This is a genomic window from Luteolibacter rhizosphaerae (genome assembly GCF_025950095.1).
GTDB classification, from domain to species: domain Bacteria; phylum Verrucomicrobiota; class Verrucomicrobiia; order Verrucomicrobiales; family Akkermansiaceae; genus Haloferula; species Haloferula rhizosphaerae.
On record NZ_JAPDDR010000009.1, the window covers coordinates 63,410 to 83,115 of the forward strand.

General features: G+C 62.9%; 13 protein-coding genes and 1 pseudogene. 10 read left to right on the forward strand and 4 right to left on the reverse strand.

Translation table 11 applies throughout. From position 1 onward, the window contains the following. Positions 1-6 precede the first annotated feature (6 nt). The 9 genes and pseudogenes from OJ996_RS17385 (at position 7) to OJ996_RS17425 (ending at position 15,229) form a co-directional block, all read left to right on the forward strand. Positions 7-1,551 carry an ABC transporter permease gene (locus OJ996_RS17385; protein ID WP_264514909.1) on the forward strand — a complete coding sequence of 515 codons (1,545 nt, stop codon included), beginning with the start codon at positions 7-9 and terminating at the stop codon, positions 1,549-1,551. Then, positions 1,548-2,429: a DUF58 domain-containing protein gene (locus OJ996_RS17390; RefSeq protein WP_264514910.1), complete on the forward strand. Its 882-nt coding sequence runs from the start codon at positions 1,548-1,550 to the stop codon at positions 2,427-2,429. Before OJ996_RS17385 ends, OJ996_RS17390 begins: the two co-directional genes overlap by 4 nt. A gap of 107 nt (positions 2,430-2,536) precedes the next feature. Then, positions 2,537-2,692 (forward strand): annotated as a pseudogene (locus tag OJ996_RS26435) (type II toxin-antitoxin system HicB family antitoxin); the annotation flags it as partial. A 491-nt stretch (positions 2,693-3,183) separates the two neighbouring features. Then, positions 3,184-5,022, forward strand: coding sequence for a BatA domain-containing protein (locus OJ996_RS17400; RefSeq protein ID WP_264514912.1), 1,839 nt, complete (start codon positions 3,184-3,186; stop codon positions 5,020-5,022). Then, the gene (locus tag OJ996_RS17405; protein ID WP_264514913.1) at positions 5,019-5,423 is read left to right on the forward strand and encodes a hypothetical protein; all 405 of its coding nucleotides are present in this window, start codon (positions 5,019-5,021) and stop codon (positions 5,421-5,423) included. Before OJ996_RS17400 ends, OJ996_RS17405 begins: the two co-directional genes overlap by 4 nt. Next, complete coding sequence (locus OJ996_RS17410) at positions 5,420-8,146, forward strand: VWA domain-containing protein (protein WP_264514914.1); 2,727 nt, start codon at positions 5,420-5,422, stop codon at positions 8,144-8,146. Before OJ996_RS17405 ends, OJ996_RS17410 begins: the two co-directional genes overlap by 4 nt. Before the next feature lie 159 nt (positions 8,147-8,305). Continuing rightward, positions 8,306-11,095, forward strand: coding sequence for a site-2 protease family protein (locus OJ996_RS17415; RefSeq protein ID WP_264514915.1), 2,790 nt, complete (start codon positions 8,306-8,308; stop codon positions 11,093-11,095). A 467-nt stretch (positions 11,096-11,562) separates the two neighbouring features. Continuing rightward, positions 11,563-14,397, forward strand: a complete 2,835-nt coding sequence (locus OJ996_RS17420; protein ID WP_264514916.1) for a site-2 protease family protein — start codon at positions 11,563-11,565, stop codon at positions 14,395-14,397. A gap of 346 nt (positions 14,398-14,743) precedes the next feature. Beyond that, complete coding sequence (locus OJ996_RS17425) at positions 14,744-15,229, forward strand: hypothetical protein (protein ID WP_264514917.1); 486 nt, start codon at positions 14,744-14,746, stop codon at positions 15,227-15,229. A 51-nt stretch (positions 15,230-15,280) separates the two neighbouring features. Here the strand turns inward: OJ996_RS17425 and OJ996_RS17430 are convergent, their stop codons facing one another. From OJ996_RS17430 to OJ996_RS17445, 4 genes are read right to left on the reverse strand one after another with little or no spacing between them, the layout of a single operon-like run. After that, positions 15,281-16,501: a bifunctional folylpolyglutamate synthase/dihydrofolate synthase gene (locus OJ996_RS17430; protein ID WP_264514918.1), complete on the reverse strand. Its 1,221-nt coding sequence runs from the start codon at positions 16,499-16,501 to the stop codon at positions 15,281-15,283. Between the two features lie 43 nt (positions 16,502-16,544). Continuing rightward, positions 16,545-17,378 carry an acetyl-CoA carboxylase, carboxyltransferase subunit beta gene (accD, locus tag OJ996_RS17435; protein ID WP_264514919.1) on the reverse strand — a complete coding sequence of 278 codons (834 nt, stop codon included), beginning with the start codon at positions 17,376-17,378 and terminating at the stop codon, positions 16,545-16,547. 21 nt (positions 17,379-17,399) lie between these two features. Beyond that, positions 17,400-18,158: a ComF family protein gene (locus OJ996_RS17440; RefSeq protein ID WP_264514920.1), complete on the reverse strand. Its 759-nt coding sequence runs from the start codon at positions 18,156-18,158 to the stop codon at positions 17,400-17,402. 6 nt (positions 18,159-18,164) lie between these two features. Next, positions 18,165-19,184, reverse strand: coding sequence for a CPBP family intramembrane glutamic endopeptidase (locus tag OJ996_RS17445; protein ID WP_264514921.1), 1,020 nt, complete (start codon positions 19,182-19,184; stop codon positions 18,165-18,167). Between the two features lie 198 nt (positions 19,185-19,382). On the opposite strand from OJ996_RS17445, the gene OJ996_RS17450 reads away from it, so the two are divergent. Beyond that, a complete protein-coding gene (locus tag OJ996_RS17450; RefSeq protein WP_264514922.1) occupies positions 19,383-19,631 on the forward strand; it encodes a hypothetical protein in 249 nt (82 codons plus the stop codon). Positions 19,632-19,706: the final 75 nt, after the last annotated feature.

Consider the following 19,706-nt stretch of genomic DNA (forward strand, 5'->3'; position numbering starts at 1 on the left):
TTTTCCATGAGCACTGCCGCTGCCACCGCTGCGCCACCGCCCACCGTCGCCCCTCCGCGTGGAGGTCGCTTCGACGATTTCAGCGACAAGCTCTCGCCGATGCTCGTGAAGGAGCTGCGGCAGGGTCTGCGCGCGAGGACCTTCGTAGTTGTGTTCCTTTCGCTCCAAGCCCTGCTGGCCGTAGTGCTGTTAGGCGCGGTGGGAGCAAACTCGCCGGAGAAGGCGGGACAGGTGGTGAGCTCGGTGATCTTCCTATTCTTCTCGCTGGCGGTGCTGGTGGTGCAGCCGCTGCGAGGCATCGGAGCGCTGCACAACGAGATCAAGGGGAACACGATCGACCTGATGGTGCTAACGCGTCTGGGTGCGTGGCGGATCGTGCTGGGCAAGTGGGTGGCGATCGTGAGCCAATCGGCGCTGCTGCTCACCGCCATCGCGCCGTACCTGATCCTGCGCTACTTCTTCGGGCGGATGAACCTCTTCGCCGAGCTGCTGTTGCTCGTGCTGGTGTTCCTGGGGTCGGCGGTGTTCACGGCGGTGACGGTAGGGCTTTCGGCGATCGGGCCGATTATCATCCGCGGGCTGTTTCCGCTGGGGATGGGGCTGCTGCTGATCTTCGGGATTTTCGGAATCGTGTTCGACGATGGCTTGAACGAGATGATCGATTTCTGCACCCTGCAGGATAAGGATGAGGTCTGGGGACTGCTGGCGGCCTTGCTCTGCGGCACCTACCTCGCTTGGACCTGTCTCGCACTGGGTGCCTCGATGATCGCGCCGATGGCGGAGAACCACAGCACCTCGCGCCGCTTGATGGCGCTGGCTACCGTGGTCCTCACGGGAATCCTGGCATGGGCCGCCGACTTCCAGCGCGAGCAGGCCACGGTGATGCTGGTGCTCTTCTGTGTCCCTGCATTGTCGATCGCGTTGACGGAGTCCTTCCAACTGCTGCCGCCGATCTGCCGGCCCTTTTTGAGATTCGGAGCTCTGGGAAAAGTGGCCGGTCGGGTGCTTTATCCCGGTTGGCCTTCCGGCGTGATGTTCACCACCCTGCTTCTGGCTCTGGGCGCATTCGTGGTGCTGGTGATCACGCCAAATTCGCACTACTCGGCGTATCACATGGATGCGCAGACGAGCATCACCATCCTGGTTTTCACCGGCACGCTGCTGCTTTCAGCGGTCTTTCTGCGCCTGCTGTCATCCAAGGTCCGGCAGCCCTTCACTTTCCTCATCCTCGTCGTGGTGGCGCTTTGCGTGCTCACGATCGGGCTCGGGATGATCGCGGACAAAACGGAGAACGACGAGTTCCTCTGGCTCTTCTGCTGGCTACCCCCGGTGAAGTTCCTGATCACCGACATGATCCGAAGCGAATACTACGCGGCCATCCATAGCTCCGGGGGTAGTTACGCTTCGCCCGATCTTTCGCCGGTTCTGGTCACCGGATTGATCACGAACGGGATTTATCTTCTGACCCTTCTGACTTTTGCCTTCCGGCAGTTCCCGGCCATCGCGCGGGTTGAGGAGGAGGCCGAGAACAAACCGGAAACCAGCCCATGACCCGCGACGAGATCTCCCGCTGCCACTCCCGGGCACTGGCCGCATCCGGCCGCTTGCGCCTCCCCCTGCGCTCACGCGTGTGGAAGGGCCAGGCCGGTGAATTCCAAGGGGCGGGTGTCGGTTCCTCGCTCGATTTCCAAGACCACCGCACCTACGTGCCGGGGGACGATCCGCGCCACATCAACTGGCAGGCTTACGCAAGGACCGGCCAATATACGATGAAGCTCTACCGCGAGGAGGTCCGACCGGTGGTGGACGTGGTGCTGGATGCTTCCGAGTCGATGTTCTTCGACACGGAGAAGGCGGAGCGCAGCGCCGAGCTCTTTTGCTTCGCAGTGGAATCGGCGCGTCGTTCGGGTGCCGCGACCGCGGTGTATCTGGTGCGCGGCGATGCAGTGCGACCGGTGCCTCCGGAGACGATAAGCGTGCACCGCTGGCTGGAGGAGGCGCGGGCGTTGAAGCCCTCCGACGCGGCGATGCCGCCGGACTTCTCCCGAATCCCCTTTCGTGGGAATGCGATCCGGGTGCTGGTGTCCGACCTGCTTTTCCCCGGCGATCCGGACCATGCGATCCGCCTGCTGGCGGCGCGGCAGGGCAGCCCGATCCTGCTTGCACCCTTCCTGCAGAAGGAAGCGGCTCCAGAGTGGACCGGGAACTACGAGTTCATCGATGCCGAGCGCAACTCGCGGCACCACCACCGGATCGAGCCCTCCGTGCTGAAACGCTACAAGGAGGCATACACCAACCACTTCGCTATGTGGAAGAACGCCGCGCGGCGGCACCAGTGCCGGATGGCGCGGGTGGCTTGTGAGACCGATCTCCAGACGGCGCTCTTCGCGGAAGCCCTGCCAAGCGGAGCGCTGGAGACGACGAATTAGGCCGAAGTTTCAAGTGAGAAGTTCCAAGCGGAAGGCGGGAAGATCCAAATTCTAAACTCTAAGATTCAAGTTTTGTCCGGAGACCGAGGGTCGATAGCATGCAAGTTATGAAGGGGAGGTTTACCGCAGTGATCGAGGCCGCCGAGGAGGGCGGCTTTTGGGCGTATTGCCCGGAGATCGCGGGTGCCAATGGCCAAGGCGACACGCAGGAAGAAGCTGAAGCAACCCTGAATCAAGCAATTCAGCTGCTGCTTGAGTCGCAGGCCTTGGAGGAAGCGCCTTGGATGTTTGAAGCCGCTCGTCTCGGAGTCGCGACGCCTGAATCCATCATAGCGTGGTCTGATGCGAAGGTCATGGATCTGGACCGCCCGCCCTTTTTCCTGATCGAGCTTTCGACATTGAGAAGCTCCGACAGCAGGAACTATGCGTCCGTGATCCAAGCTCACGTGCCTGAAACTCTGGATGCCGAGCAGAGGATTTCCCTCGTTGTCACGGCCTTCGATCAACAGGTTATCGACTTGGACGAGGCCCTCCCTATCCTGTTCAGGCTGTGGCTTCCTTTGCCACCGGAAAAACCGACGAGCGGAATTCCGGAACATGTCGCCGACCTGTTGGCGGAATGGGACATTATCTCCGACGTGGAACCCCTGCCCGAGGACTTCGTCTCACGCTGCATGACGGTCTTCGCCCATCATCGTGAGCAGCACGGCAGCCCGCCATCCGCCATCTTCCATCTGCCATCCACCATCTCCTCGTGCTGACGCTTGCCAACCCTGCCGGCCTTTGGGCGCTCCTCGGGATTCCCGCGGTGCTGGCGATCCATTTCCTGCAACGGCAGTCGGTGTTGCTGCCGGTGTCCACCCTGTTCCTGTTAGAGAAGACGCAGCGCGAATCGGCGAGCGGACGGAAGTTCGACCGGCTGATGAACTCGGTACCGCTGTGGATGCAGTTACTCGGGGTGCTGCTGCTGACCTGGCTACTGGCGGAGCCGCGTTACCAGAAATCCCGCAGCACGCAGCGGGTGGCGATCGTACTGGATTCGTCCGCCTCGATGGCGGTGGCGAAGGACAAACTGAAGGAGAAGCTGGTAGCCTCCCTGCCCGACTTGCAAGGACCTGCCGCGGTGCTGGACCTGACGCTGCTGGAAAGCACGCCGGGCAAGCCGCGGCTCTATGCCGGAAATTCTCCCGAAGAGTTTGCCGCGGCGCTGGACGACTGGAAGCCGCGCGCGGGTCTGACCGATCCCGCCCATGCGCTGAGGCTGGCTCGCTCGCTGGTTTCACGCGACGGCATCGTGGTTTACGCCACGGACATCCCGATCGAGGCGCCGCCCTTCGACGCGCGCGTCGTCTCCGTGAGCGAGCCGGTGGACAATGTCGGCTTCACCGGTCTGAGCATCGGCGAGAAGGAAGGCGCACGGGTTTTCCAAGCGCTGGTGAGGAACTACTCCAAGTCCAGCAGCTCGCGGACCTGGCAATTAGAGCTGCCGGACGGACAGAAGACGGAGCCGAAGTCCTTCGACCTGGAACCGGGTGGGATCGTCACCTTGCAGGCGGCCTTCCCGACGAATGCCTTGAAGGCGCGGCTGGTGCTTTCGCCGGATGCCTTCACGCTCGACGACACGCTGCCAATGGTGGTGGCCCAGCCGAAGAAGCTGAACCTCTTCGCCGCCACGGGCGATGCCTACGAGGAACTCTCCAAGAAGTTGCTCCGCTCGCTGGAGTCCACGGAAGCGGTGAACGACACGGCCTCCGCCGACCTGACGATCCTGTCCTACGATCCCCTGGATCCGGTGACGGCCACCGGCAATGCGATCGTTTTCGTGCGCGACGACACGCGCGGCGGTGCCTACCTGAAGGGCGGGATCGTGGCGGAGAAGAGCACGCTGATCGACGGGCTAAACTGGCAGTCCCTGCTGGTGCGCGAGACGATTCAACTGCAGCGTCGCGACGCCGACAGCGTGCTGCTGTGGCAGGGTGACCGGGCGCTGATTTTCCTGCGCGAGACCCCGGCCAGCGGAGAAACCCCCGCTTCGCGGCAGCTCTGCTTCAACTTCGACCTGCGGCTCTCGAACGCCGAGACCCAGCCGGCATTCATCGTGATGCTGCACCGTTTCGCGGAGGAGCTGCGAGCCGCGAAGGTGGCCCCGGCGACCGAGAATCTGGAGACAGCACAGCCCTTCGTGATCGCAGCGAAAACTGGAGCGGAGTCGCCCGACCTGCTGATCGAGACGCTGGACCTGGCGGGCAAGGTAATCGAGACCAAGGACGAGCCTGTGGCTGGCAGCGTGCGTCTGGAAGCTCCGCTGGATTCCGGCTTCCTGCGAGTTCGGCAGGGTGACACGACGCTGCTGGAGGCGGGTGTCTACTTCGCCGACACCCGCGAGGCGGACTTTTCCCAATGCGCGGCGGTGGACACGATCGGCACGGGCAGCAGCGCGCTGGTCGAGCGGCATACCGAGGAAGATCACCTGTGGCGTACCTGGTTCCTGGTGCTGCTGGCCGCGCTGCTGATTTCATGGCATTTCACGCGTGAGCGGGAGGCCCGGAAATCGCAGGCTCCCCTTAGCCCCCAACAGGAGAATCCCGCATGAAGATGCTGCCCCTCATGACCCGCCCTACCCTGTGCGTGCTCGTCGGCCTGAGCGCCAGTTGCGCCAGCACGAAGGCGTGGCGGCACAAGGACCAATCGGTGACGGTGGCCCGGAAGGGCACGCTCTTCAGCCCGGGCGAGCCAACCAGCTACTGGCTGGTGGGAGCCAAACCGGGACAGATCCAGCGGGCCGATGATGTATCGATCTACCGCAAGCAGAAGGGCAGCAAGGCGATCCCGCTGAATTGCACCGGCTTCATCGACACCACGCACCGCGGCCGGATCGAGGTGCAGATCGCGGAGAAGATGGGCGGCAATTGGCAGATCGCCCGCGTGAACGGCACCCACAAGCTGCGCGACGAGAACGCGCCGAAGCCCTTTTATCACTGGCTCATCCCATGACTTTCGGCTCCCCAGAATGGTTCCTGATCATCCCCGTCTGCCTCTTCGCCGGGTGGTTCTGGAAGAGCCTGCGCCTGTGGTCGCCGCTGCGGCTGATCCTGGTATTGCTGGCAGCATTCGGGCTGGCGGATCCGAAGGTGAACGTGACCGAGGACGCGATGGACCTGTGGGTTCTGCTCGACCGATCCGAGTCCACGGAAGACTTGGTGGACAAGGGTCTGTTGGAATGGGAACCGCTGCTGGAGAAGGCCAAGCCAAGCCGCCGCGACAAGATGCACCTCTTCGACTACGGGGGGGAGATCGTGGAGCACGGCAGCGATGGCGCGAGCTACACGGGATCGCGCAAGCTGACCCGCACCGGGCTGGCGATTTCCCACGTGACGGCGCTGGCGAATGAGAAGCGCCCATCCCGGGTGCTGATCTTCACCGATGGCTTCGCCACGGAACCGCTGCATGAGGCGGTGGAGGAACTGCAAGCACGGGGTATCCCGCTGGACTTCCGCTTGGTGCGGGAGGAAACCCTGAATGACTTCCGCTTGTCCCGGATCGAGCTGCCGGAGCGGGTGCAGGCGGGCGAACCCTTCCTGATCGCGGCGACGGTGCGCGGTTCGACCGATGCCGACGTGAAGCTGATCCTGCGCCGTGGCAAGCAGACCCTCACCGAGACCACGGTGAAGCTGGTGAACGGTGTGGGCCGGGCGGAGTTCACGGACCGGCTGACGCGTTCCGGATCCTTCCAGTATGAGGCGGAGGTGAGCGTGATCTCAGGCAGCGGACTGAGCGATGCTCATCCCGGCAACAACCGTGCAGCGCGTTGGATCGAGATCGCGGGCGGCCCCCGCGTGCTGCTGGTCAGCAAGTATACCGACGACCCGGTGGCAAAGGTTCTGTCCTCGCTGGACTTCACCGTGGACGTGGCCACACCGCAGGAGCTGAACCCCGGCCGCCTGAGCGGGGCGCGGGCGGTGATCTTCAACAACGTGCCGGCCTACGAGGTTCCCCTGCCCTTCATGAACGCGCTCGACTTCTTCGTGCGCGAGCAGGCGGGTGGCTTCCTGATGGCGGGCGGCAAGCAGTCCTTCGGCTCGGGAGGCTATTTCCAATCGGCGATCGACACGCTGCTGCCGGTTTCGATGGAGCTGAAGAACGAGCATCGCAAGCTGGCGGTGGCGCTGGCGATCGTGCTCGACCGCTCGGGCTCCATGTCGGTGAGCGTGGGTCCGGGTGCGGGTGGCATGGATCTGAAGAAGATGGACCTGGCGAATGCCGGTGCGGCGGAAGCGATCGGTCTGCTCGGCGTGCAGGACTACATCTGCGTGCATGCCGTGGACAGCCAGCCGGAGGAGGTGGTGCCGCTCACACAGGTGAAGGGCAACCACGCCGCGCTGCAGGCGCGGGTGCGCAAGGTGCAGTCGATGGGTGGCGGTATCTTCGTTTACGAAGGCTTGAAGGCTGCGTGGGACGAATTGAAAAACGCTCAGGTGGGAACGCGCCACGTGATCCTCTTCACCGACGCGAACGACACGGAAGAGCCGGGGGACTACAAGAACCTGCTGGAAGAGATGAAGAAAGAAGGCTGCACCGTTTCGGTGATCGGCCTCGGGACACCGGCGGATGTCGATGCGAAGCTGATCGAGGATATCGGCAAGCGCGGCGAGGGACGGGTCTTCTTCACCGACCGGCCGGTGGATATCCCGAAGATCTTCGCGCAGGAGACGGTGACGATCGCCCGCTCCGCGTTCCTGGAAGATCCGGTGGGTGCGCAGCCAACCGGGCGCTGGGCGGAGGTCTCGCCGAAGCTGTTGGAGTGGCTGCCGCAGGTCGACGGCTACAATCTTTCGTATGCGCGGGAAGACGCGACGACTTCGCTGGTGAGCAAGGACGAGTATGTAGCACCGCTGGTAGCGCATGCGCGGCGCGGCTTGGGCCGCAGCGCGGCGGTGTCCTTCCCGCTGGGCGGCGAGTTCTCGCAGGGGATCCGGGATTGGCAGGGGTACGGCGACTTCGTGCAGACCATGACGCGCTGGCTGATGGGGATGGATTTGCCACCGGGAATCGGCCTGAAGCATCGGCTGGATGGCACACGACTGACGCTCGACCTGCTCTACGACCCGGAGCTGTGGTCCACCAAGCTGACCGCTGCTCCTCCGCTCTTGCGTATGATGGAGAGCGGTCCCGGGGCGAAGCCCTATGACGTGCCGTGGAAACGCATCGCGCCGGGCCATTTCTCCGTGACCCGGGATCTGGATGAAGGCGCGGTCGTGCGTGGCGCGATCCAAGTGGGCGAGCATGCGCTGCCCTTCGGCCCGCTGACGGTGGGATCCTCCGTGGAGTGGGCCTTCGAGCCGGAACGTCTGGCCGAGCTCCGCACGGTCTCCTCACTCACGGGTGGCCGGGAGCTGCTCGATCTGTCGAAAGCGTGGCTGCGCCCGCCCTCGAGGCAGGATGTCTCGCTGCGTCTGTGGATTGCGCTGGCGATGTTGGTCTTCCTTATCGCCGAAGCCCTGCTGACCCGGACCGGTTGGAAGCTGCCGATCCCGGCGCTGCCGAGCTTCGAAAAACGCGAGAAGATCGTGAAGCCGAAGAAGGTGAAGGCGCCGAAGCCGGAAGCTCCGGTGATGCCGACCGTGCCGGATGAGAAGCCAATCGTAACCGCCAAGCAGGAGCCAGCCGACGAGTCGGAGCGGCGATCGAGATATCAGCGCGCAAAAGATAAGCGATAGGCGGGTCTCAAGTTGCGGAGTTTTTGAAAATCAAGACTTCCTGAATATCCGTTTGTAAAAAATCAGGGTTTTCAGTATGAGACTCTTGTGCTCGCCCTAAGCCTTTTCCCGTTTGACGCCATTTTGCCCGGATGGTGGCTCGCCGCCTACTTGGCTTTGATGGTTCTGCTTCCGGTCTTCGTGCTGGGGCTGATCGCGGTCAGGGTGCGAATGAAGCTCTGGCGGGTGCCGCAGCATTCTGAGGTCCAGCCCGCTCAGATCGCGGATGAGGTGCGGCGCTACACGCAGCCTTGGCTAGGACGCCTCGGGTTCCTGGGCTTTACCAACCAGAGCTGCGTTTCAGGACGAGATGCAAACGATCGCGAGCACTACCAGTGGCGGATGGTCCACGGCAACGATCGCTGCGTGGCGCTGGTGAAGGCCTTGGTCTCCGGAGAGGGTCGCCCCCTGCTGCAACTCACGCTGCTCTCCTTCCTACCTGACGGTCGGGTGGTCGTGAGTGCCGACCGCCCGATCGCGCCGGTGTTGCCCAAGCACTGGGAGGAAGCGCACCGGCAATTCGCAACCCTGCAGGACCAGCTCCAGTTCCACCGCCAACGGATGGAAGGTCAGACGGCGGTAATGCCCCAGGCGGCCGCGCTGGGCAGCCGTCTCGCTGTGGAAGAGCAGGCCTTGTTCGACGCACTGATGGCAAGCGGCCGGTTTACCGCCATCCCCGGGGAAAGCCCGGCAGCCTGTGCGTCCATCGCGGCCCTGCCGAAGCTCACGTTCCAAGGTTTTCTCGGACTGTTCAATGCCCGCGGCTCGGGACGCCGCACCGACGTGGCTTCCGTCTCCAAGCGCAAAGATCCGGACGAAGAAGGAGCACCGGCCGCGGAGTTCAAGCGGACGAAGGAGCAGATCGTGGAGGACTACCTGAAGTCCTACCGTGCGCGGACCGCTCGCAAAGCCGACGGAAAGTACTACTTCCTCCGTATCCTGATTACAGCGGTAACGGTGGCCGTGCTCTTCTTCGCTTTCGGCAAGGGCAATCCGGTCTCGACCGTTCTAACAGCATTGGGACTGATCGCTATCCATGACTTCGGCCACTGGATCATGATGAAGCTCTTCGGCTACCGCGGGATGGGCCGCTTCTTCATCCCTTTCATCAGCCCTGTCGACCGGGGACGGAAGCTGCATGCACCTGCATGGCAGCAGCTCACCGTGATCCTGGCAGGTCCGCTGCCCGGCCTGATGGTAGGCATGGCGGTGCTAGTGACCGGATACTTCAGCCCGAGCCTGCCGCCACTGGCACCGGAAATCGGGGCGATGGCGGTGCTGCTGAATGCCTTCCACCTGCTGCCATTCCTGCCACTCGACGGCGGCAAGGTGGTGGACCTCCTGATCTTCCGTGACCTGCCTTTCCTGAGGCCTCTTTTCACGTTGAGCTCCGCAATCGCGGTGTTCGCCGCTTCGATCTTCACCGGGCCCGCCGGGCGGGTGCTGCGCTATGTCGCGATCACGATGTTCGCGGGACTGGCTTGGGACATCAAGATGATCAAGGTGGTCCGCGGCGGGCGCCGTCTCGGCTGGTCGGACGCCGAGGACGAGGACGAAACCCTACGCCGCATCTTCAAAGGCATCCATGAAGAGGAGAACAACGGGTTCTTCCGCGATCCGAAATGGCCGCGACAGATCGAAGTGCTACTGGGCGAAGTGATGCGCAAGCGTCCCGGCTTCCTGATGCGGATCTTCGGCGGCGGGCTCTACGGTGCGGTCTTCGTGCTCCCCTTCGCGCTCGTGATTGGTTCGCTGGCGATCGCTTCGTTCGGTCTCTTCGGAGCGATGGCGAATACGGGGGAAGCCGGGGAGGAATACGAGAAGGATTTCCCCACCATGACCGCCGGCATCCAACCGGCCCACACGGGTCCGATGGACCGGCTGCTGGAAGCCACCCATGATGAGGACGAGAGCGAGGGTCTGGAGGATAGGTCCGGCAAGAAGCGGACCGAACTTGCTGCGGAGAATTCCGCCAAACTGCTGCCGCTGCTCGACCGGCTGAACTGGCAACATGCCGGGCTGGCTTACCACCAGGAAGATTTCCACGACTACGAACTCTCCCTCTGGCTGGAAGTTCTCTGCTCAAAGCTGGAAAGCAGCTGGAAGAGCGAGGCCCACGCCGAGGCCCTGGTCCGAGCCGAAACGCTGCTGCACGCCGTGAATTCGCTGGAGCCCGCGATGTCGCAGAAGGATCGAGAGTTGCTGTGCGATGCGGAGTTGCGGGCGCTGGCCGTAGTCGAACGTCTCGGAGCTTCCGGCAAGCTGGACGCCGTCGCGCTGGACCGCTTGGACAAACGTATCAGCCTCTTGAACAAGGCTCCCCTTCCCGAGGTGGAGAACAAGCTGCTGGTCTCCGGCTGGAACGAGGCTTGTCTTGAACGTGCGATCGGGCCGGTGGACATGGCCGACCCCGGGAAAGATGACGGCTCGGAAGTCTGGCAGGACGCCTACCGCCTGATCGGAGCAGGGATCGAGAATCTGGGTAATCTCGGCAGAAAGCCGGTATGTCTGGCTCTCGCCGCAGAGTGGAAGAAAAGCCGGCGCGTGGGAATCCTGCCCGGAAACCTGGCAGGAGCGGAGCACATCAGTCCCCGCGAAGCCGATTACATCACCCGCTTCTGCGACAATCACAACCGGATGGCTTGGAGGCGTCTGGTAACCCTCTCCGCGCTGAGATTGGAGGCCCATCGCCTGAAGAACGGAAGGCTCCCGGCGTTATGGAAGCACAGTCTCCCGGGGGGCGCCGTTGTGGAACTGGATCAGACTACCGGTCCCTACCTGCGGTTAAGCGACCGGCGTGGGCAGGTAGGGATGAATTTGCCTGCTTGGGTGACTCAGACGGGTGTCACGCAGGCCCGCCTGGACTACGACTGCCCGCTCTTCGGAGCACCCGAACTGTCGAAGAAGTAGGGAGGTAAGCTTCGGGAGAAGCACCTTGTGGCTGGGGGATTGCACTGTAATCCGGCTACGAAATCATGTACAAATAGGCGGGGGACATGACGGGTTCTTTTAAAAACACCCTGAGACTACCCTTATCCTTGAAGCTGAGGACAAGGCAGCGGCCTAGCACCACGGCTCCATAGAATATCAATTTACCTTAAGTACTTCAATGAGATGCGGACAGGTAGACCGAGGGGGATTTTCGGACATCCGCGCTTGATCCCTACTCCAAAGCCAGATCGGTCGATCAGATCATAATATACCTAAAACCAACGAATAAGGACAAAACCAAGAGACGAAATCCGCCCAGGAAATTGTCACATTACGCGAAAAAGTCGCCCTTCGCGGAAAAAGTCATTTGCATGAAAGTAAAACGAACTTGATTTTTTTACAAATCAGACCTTACTCGGCCGCGGATGCCCCCAGCATTTCTAGGCATGACCTTTGGTCTCGTCCTACTGGCCCTTGTCTTTGCGACGGGCCTGCCGCTGATCTGTGCCTTCATCGCTCTGATGAACGTGCGACGCTATCGGGTGAAGGCGCACCCCTGCGAAGCGCATGTGATCCCGACCGATGTGAAGCGCCGGATGGCGCCATGGTTGAACCGCTTGGGTCACTTCGGTTTCCGGCAGGTTCAGATCGCCCGTCTTGAAAGCGCCGGATTCGCGGAAGCCCACCGCTGGATTCTGGTAAACGACGAGGAGAAGACTTACGCGACGCTGGAGCGCACGGTGCCGGTCTCCGGTGCGGGTCCGCGGGTATCGCTCTCCCTCTTCACGCCGCTGCGGGATGGCACCCTGATCGTTACCCTTGATCGCCGTCTCACGCGCCATCCCCCCTCGTGGTGGCGGGACGTGCAGCGCTACTTCGGCACGGTGACTTCCCAGTGGAAGCATCACTACGCCCGCATCCGCGGTGAGCAGGAGAGGATCCTGCCAGCGACGGAGAAGTTCACCGAGATGTTGGCCGCCGATGAGGAGGCCCGGCATGCGGCATTGGTGGCCGGCGGCGAGTTCACACCGACTCGCCAGGATCCTGACGTGCTGCGCCTGCGCTTGGCCTGTCTTCCTTCCCGGGTGCTGCCGATGCTGGGAGACTTCTTCCGTGGCGGTTACCTCGGTTCCACCTCGCGCCGGGACGTGGCGGCTCCAGCAAAGGCGAAGACGGATGAGTCCGAACGCATCGGAGGGGCCATCGGGCTTTCGCTGAATCAAGCGGTCGAGCAGGACCTCACCCGCTACCGTGCCCTGCAAGCGGTAGGATCCAGTCCTCTCGACCACGTGCGGCGCTTGGTGCTGCTCGCCGGAACGATCGCGTTCTTCATCTTCCTCTTCGGGCAGGATCAGCCGCTGCAAACGGCGCTCACGGTGGTGGTGCTCTCCGCCTTGCACGAGGCCGGGCACTGGCTGCCGATGCGCCTCTTCGGGTATCGCGGGATTCCGCCGCTCTTCATCCCGTTCACCGGCGCGACCGAGCGCGGGCGCAAGCTCCATGCTCCGGCTTGGCAACAGCTGGTGGTGGCCCTTGGCGGTCCCCTGCCCGGCCTGATCGCCGGCCTGGCGATGCTGGCGCACGGCTATTTCCGCCCGGACACGCCGCTATGGCTGCTGGATGCGGCAGGCATGGCGGTGGCGCTGAATGCCCTTCACCTGCTGCCGGTGCTACCGATGGACGGCGGCAAGATCATCGACCTTCTGGTTTTCCGCGATCTGCCGCTGTTGCGCCCCTTCTTCACTGTCACCGCTTCGATTTCCGCCTTCGCCGCTGCAATGGTTCTGAAGTCGCGGGTGCTGAAGCACATCGCGATGGCGATGCTGGGCGGTGTGATCTGGGACGTGCGCACGATTCAAGTGGTGCGCGGTGCCCGCAAGCTACCATGGGCCGGAGAGGTGAACGACGAAGGCGAAGCCTTGCGCCGTATCTTCCGCGGCCTGCGCCAGGAGGGCCATGGCTCCTTCATCGGCAGCGATGGCTGGCACAAGAAAATCGAGGCACTCCTGATGGAGGTCATGCGGAAGCGACCGAACCTGGCGACCCGCTTCGCCGGTGGCGGCCTGCTTCTTACTGCCGGAGCGATGCCCTCGCTGCTTTTCGTCGGCGTGCTGCTCGGTCCCGTGCTCGGCGATGCCGGACGCATGGTGCGCACAGTCGAGCATGTGTCCGAGTTCCGGAAGATCTATCCGAGGGAGAACCGCACGCTTTCCGCCGAAGACCGGCTGACTCTTACCGAGCTCGCGGCGGATACCGAAAAGGCTCCCGACGGCACGCCCACACCGAACCTCGACCGGCCGCGTGATGTGGCCGTGGCCTTGGCCTCCGTGCTCGGGCCGCGCGTCGACAAGGTGGATTGGCAGAAGGCGACGATCGCGTCACGCACCAACGTGATCAGTGCCCATGTCCTACCGATCTGGGTCGAGGTGCAGGTCCGCCAGCTTGAACTTTCCGCTGCGGACAACCGGGGACCGGAAACCGTTCGCCGCGCCGAAGTGCTGCTGCATCTTTTCTCCGAGATCGAGCCAGCCACCAGCTACGAGCGGCGCGAGGCCTTCACGCAGGCGGAGCTCCGGGTGCTCTCGATCGTCGAACGCGAAGCGGGTGCGGGCCGTCTCGACGGGATGTCTCTCGGCCGTCTCGACGAACGTATCTCCGAGCGCAACGTGGCCCCGGTGCCGGAGGTGGAAGGCCTTCTGCTGGTGGCCGCTTGGGCCGAACGCAGTCGTCTCTCCGCCATTTCGGATGCCGCCGCCCAGGCCTCCCTCGATCCCCGTTTCTGGCGCGATCTCTATCCGCGGATTCGCACGGTGCGGCGGCTTCTGGCAGAACAGAATTCCACCTTGGTGCCGGCTTCTGTTGCCCTTGCGCGCCACTGGAACAACACACGCCGGGTGGGCGAGTTACCGCCGCAGATTGGCATGCCCGTCGCCGTGTCTGCCGGTGAGGCGTCCCTGATCCTGGACTTCTGCGAACAGCATCGCCGTCTCACCTGGCGGCGTCTCTCCACGCTTTCCGCGCTGCGACTCGAAGGTCACCGCCAGAAAAAGGGCAGCCTGCCCCCGATGTGGAAGCACACCGTTCCAGGTGGAGCGATCATCGAGTTGCACAAGGATTCCGGTCCTTATCTCCGGCTCACCGACCGCCGCGATCAGATCACGCGGCGCATTCCCACCTGGCTTGCACCAGCCACCCTGCCGGTGCCTCCAAGCGGCCCCTCGCTCGATTACGATTGCCCGCTCTATGGTGCCCCTGCTCTTCCGGAGCTGTCGCATAACTGAGCAGACAGTCGGTTGCGGCCGGAATTGTCGCTTGTGATTACGTGGGCTGCTAGTCTGCTGCGATCCCAACAGCGCATCGACCAAATCCCGATAACTACTCCGTGAACTACGGGATGGGATTGTTCCCGAATTAAGGGAGACCCTGTTAGCTTAACCGGAGATAGGCGAGGAGATCTGAGCAACACCCCGCCAATACCCTGATACCAAGCGATTTGCAGAATGCATCCTTACGGAGAGGCGTGGTTAGAAATATCCATCCGCATTATACCGTCAGATTGATTTTCCGACTTGTTATAGGATGCGGGATTATCTAACGGACGCACGGCATCTCCTGCCACCCCCAAGTATGAAGACACTGTTCCTCCACCTCCTCGCATTCTGTGCGGTCCTCGCTCCCGTGAACATGGCGCAAGCCCGGGCACCCAAACCCCCGGTTATCATCGGCGGCTTTGAAGTCGGGAAGACCTTCACCCTGCCCATTACCTTCCGGGATTCCTCCTCCCAAGTGGCAGGCGGCGAGCCCCAGCCGGTGGCTCCGCCGGCCGGTATCCCGGCTTACACCGAAGGCCAACAGATCAAGTTCACCATCGGCAAGAAGGGCGAGCTGCTCGCCCCGGGAATCAAGATCCCCTTCAAGACCGCGACGGATCAGAACAACATTTACGTCGGGCTTCCCACTCGGAAGGCCCCGACCCCGCCGCTCGCCACGGTCTACAAGAACTCGGAAGGCGAGCCCACCGGCGTGTGGCTGCAATTCGTGAAGGTAAAGATCGTGAAGCGGATCCCGACCGTCTACTACGTGAACTACGGTGTGGGTGACTTCCCGCGCTAAGCGGCCCGGTTCGATTGAGTTCGTTGTCTGAAGGAGGGCTCCGGCCCTCCTTCACTGCGTACTGGCTTGGAACTCGCCGCCTTGCAGCTTGGCCTTGGCCTCGCCGACCAAGAAGAGAGATCCCGCGATCAGGATCGGACCATCGGCTCGCAGGGCGGCTCCAAGAGCGGCATCGAAACTTGGATGACATTCGTGCCCGGGTGAGCCCGGGGGCAAGCTGGCGGCGATCTCCTCCGTAGGCAGCGCCCGGGGTGTGTCGACCGGGGAGAGGTGAATCTCCGCTGCCAAGGGCGCGAGCAGAGCGAGAATGCCGCTGACATCCTTCGCTGCCACAGCGCTGAAGACGAGCACCGCCTTCCGATCCCGGTATTGCTCGCGCCAAGTGCGGACCAGAACCTCCGCCCCTTGGGGATTGTGTGCGCCGTCCAAGATGACCTCGCGGTCACGATAAGTGATCACCTCGAAGCGGCCCGGCCAGCGGACCGTGGAGAGCCCGTGATGAAGCGTGCCGTAGTCGAGATGAATCCCTGCGGCATGCAGGCACTCCACGGCGAGGGCCGCGTTCCAGCGTTGGTGGAGCCCGGGCAACGCGATGGGATATCCCTCCAAAGGAAGCTCGATGAAGCTCAGAGGTGAGCGCCGCTCATTCGCTTCCTTTTTCAAGACGCGACGCACGCCGTCTTCCTGGGGAGCAGAGATGGCAGGCTTGCCCTCCACGAAGATGCCGGCCTTCTCGGCCGCGATCTGTTCGATGGTTTCACCCAGCCACTGCATGTGGTCGAGGCCGATCGGAGTGATCGCACACACATCCGCGGGAACCGCCGTGGTGGCGTCCAAGCGGCCGCCCATGCCGGTTTCCAGAACGATGACCTCGCAATCCCTCTCGCGGAACCAACGCATGGCGAGAGCGAGAGTGATTTCGAAGAAGGTGGGGTGCGGATCGAGTCCCTCGCAGATGCCCCGGAGCTCGGTGAGCATCGCCGCGCAGTCGACCTCCGGAATCTCATTTCCGGAGACGCGGATACGCTCACGGAAATCGATGAGGTGGGGCGAAGTGAAGAGGCCGGTGCGATTGCCTGCGGAACGGGATACCGCGTCGATCATCGCGCAGGTGCTCCCCTTCCCGTTCGTGCCCGCGACATGGATCACCTTCACGCCGTGATCGGGGTAGGCGAGATACTCTTTCAACAAACGCCGGGGCCCCTCTAGCCCCAGCTTGATGCCGAAAAGCTGCGTGGAGAAAAGCCAGTCGATGGATTCCTGATAGGTCATGAGGAATGACGAATAAGGAACTCTTGAATGACGCCATCGCCTGTCAGGCGACCGGCATCATATAGCCGAGCAACTGGGCCAGCTTGTCCCGGAGCTTGGGGCGCGGCACGATGGCATCGACGAGGCCGTGCTCGAGCATGAACTCCGCAGTCTGGAAACCGGGCGGCAGATTCTGGTGGGTTGTTTCCTTCACCACGCGCGGACCAGCGAAGCCGATCATGCATTTCGGTTCCGCGAGATTGATATCGCCGATGGTCGCGAAGGAGGCAGTGACCCCGCCCGTGGTCGGGTGGGTCATGACCGAGATGTAAGGCAGGCAGGCCTCCGAGAGACGGGCGAGAGCGCCGCAGGTCTTGGCCATCTGCATGAGGGAGAGCATGCCCTCCTGCATACGGGCACCGGAGGATGCGGAGATGATCACCACGCCGCGTTTCTCCGCGATGGCGAGCTCCACGGCACGGGTGATTTTCTCACCGACCACCGAGCCCATCGAGCCGGCAAAGAACTTGAAGTCCATGACCGCGATCATGGCGGGCTGACCGCCGATGCTGAGACGGCCGGTAACGACCGCATCATCCAAGCCGGTCTTGTCGCGCATGCCGCCGACCTTTTCGCGGTAGTTGGTGAAGCCCAGCGGGTTCGCGGAAATCATCCCCTGCTCGGTTTCCTGGAAGGTATTCGGATCCGCGAGGAGCTCGATGCGCTCGCGGGAATCCATCAGGAAGTGATAGCCGCAGTGATGGCAGGTCTGGAGGTGCTGCTTGAGCTCGAGCTTGTGCAGCATGGCCCCGCAGTCGGGACACTTGGCCCAGAGACCCTCCGGCATGTCATCGCGGCCGCGGCCGGGGCGGAGGGGAGGCTTGTTGAAGATACCCATGGGTCGTGTGAGGCGGCGACGCTAACCGCGCATTACGGTGAGGACAACCACCTTTTGAACCCCTTCCCGCCGCAAGATGCGGGCGCATTCGCCGGTGGTGGCACCGGTGGTGAAAACGTCGTCCACGAGCAAGGCTCCGGCGGGCTTCTCTCTAAAAAACCTGCGCCCTGCGGAGGATAGGCCGAAGGCCCCGTGGAGGTTCAGGAGACGCTGGGCCCGGCTGAGGCGGGTCTGGCTCTCCGTGCCCCGGAGCCGCTTCAGCCCGAGGAGCAGCGGTAGTCCCGTGAGCCGGGAGACGGGACGGGCGATCTCCTCGGCTTGGTTGAAGTGGCGCCAGAGCTTGCGACGGCGGTGCAAGGGAACCGGCACCAGCGGCCACTTCTGGTCCAAGGCTTCCAGAAGCCGGGGATCTTCCTCGAAGGAGCGGGCGGCCAAGCGGCCGAGCTCCGGGGCGAGGTGGATCCGCCGCTGGTACTTGAGCTGGTGGATCATGTCCAGAACCACCGGCTGATTGGCGATCGCCGGCCGGGCGAAGTCGAAGGAGAAGTCGAGATTCCGGCAGTTCGCGCACTCGAAATCCATCTCGATCTTGCCTTCGAAAGGTTCGGCACAGCGGAGGCAGAAAGGCGCCTCCAGCGAAGGGATGGCTGCCGAGCAGGTATCGCAGAGAGAACGCTCTCCGTGGGTGCGATCGCCGCAGACGTGGCAGATGCTCGGAAAAAGGAGGTCGAGCGCCCCGTTCCACAGGCGGCGGATGCCCTTGGCCGGGACGGTGTCCATGGCGATTCAGCTTCGATAATCGGCGATCTGCTCGCGCTCGCGGGTCATCGCGTGGACCAGGAAGCCGGTCACGGCGATCACCGAGAGCGGCAGAAGCCCCTCTTTCAAGGTTTCTCCCACGAACCAATGGAGTTCACTGGGCAAACCGCGGACCGGCCAAGTGGCAGCCTTGAACACCTTCTCCCCGAAAACCCAGCCGAGGTGGAGCCCTACGGGCAGCCACAGGGAGGCGGTGCGATAGCGGGAATAGGCCAGTACCACACCTACTGCCGAGAGCACGAGGAAGGTGGAAACCATCGGCATGGGGTCCGCGAACTGGCTGAAGATCTTCCCGAGGAGGAAGAAGCCGGCGCCGGAGGATTCCGGATCGGAGATCACGACACCCGGCGGGGGCTCCATGAAATGCACGAAGGCGAAGAGGAACGAAAGCACGGCAATGGCGACAGGCGGGCGCATCGCGCGGAGGAAAATGCCGAGGAGGATGCCGCGGAACAGGATCTCCTCGATCAGGCTGACGACCAGGGCGGCGGGGATGGCCTTTTCCACCACCTTAAGCCATTGGATCGTTTCGATGAAGCGGTTCGGGACTCCACGGGTGGAAACCGGGGCATCCCGCCAGATAAAGCAGCCCGACTGGACCATGACCCAGCCGGAGAAGAGCAGGAGGCCGGCGGCGAGCACGAAGCCGGTGCCGAATTGAAGCCAGCCATGCGGATTCCGCTGCAGCGGCTGGCCCAAGTCGCTGACCACGGCATGATCCGGCAAGCGCAGGGACCAAGGGGTATCCCGATAGCTACCCGGCGGGCGGCCCAAGCGCAGCCAACTGACAAAGGGGAAAAGCAGCACCACGGCGGAAAGCATCACCGCGCGGTTGAAGTAACGGGGGAAATCCGAACGGGCGGCGGCATCTGCCAAGTCCTTCACCGGCCAGCCGGAAGATTTCTCGGAGAACACCTCGGCAAAGCCCTTGCCCAACTGGAAAAGCCATGGGGAGATCAAAGCGGCGAGGGCAAGGGACGCTGCCACGTAGGCAAAGATCTTGAATACATCACTCTGCAAACCGCGCCGCACGCCCGGATCATGTGGTTCCTAGCTGAAAGTTCCAAGTTCCAAGTTACGGCAAAGCTTTGCCGATGGCGTCATGGGCTTACCTCGGGCTTTGAAACTTGGAGCTTCTCCCCATTGGCACTTGGCACTCCCGGCCGGAAACTTCAGGCTTCCCGCATGGAAATGCACGAGTGGCGCGAGCGAACGGAGGAAGGACTGCGCTTCTGGCGTGCCTCCCGCTATGCGAACAAGTGGACCTTCCAAACCACGCTGAAGACCGATCCCGACTGGGAGCCGGTGGACCCCGTTCCGCGCGAGCTGTGGGCCGAGCTGCGGGAGATCCTGTGGCGCAAATACCAGCGGAAACGCTGCCCTTGGGAATGGATCGAGGCGATCGACAAGAGACTCGCCGAGGACGCGGAATGACCGCTCCGGAGGATTGATTGATTTCACGCCGCGCTTTTTTCCGGTCACATTCCGCCGGTGGTGCCGGATTCCGGC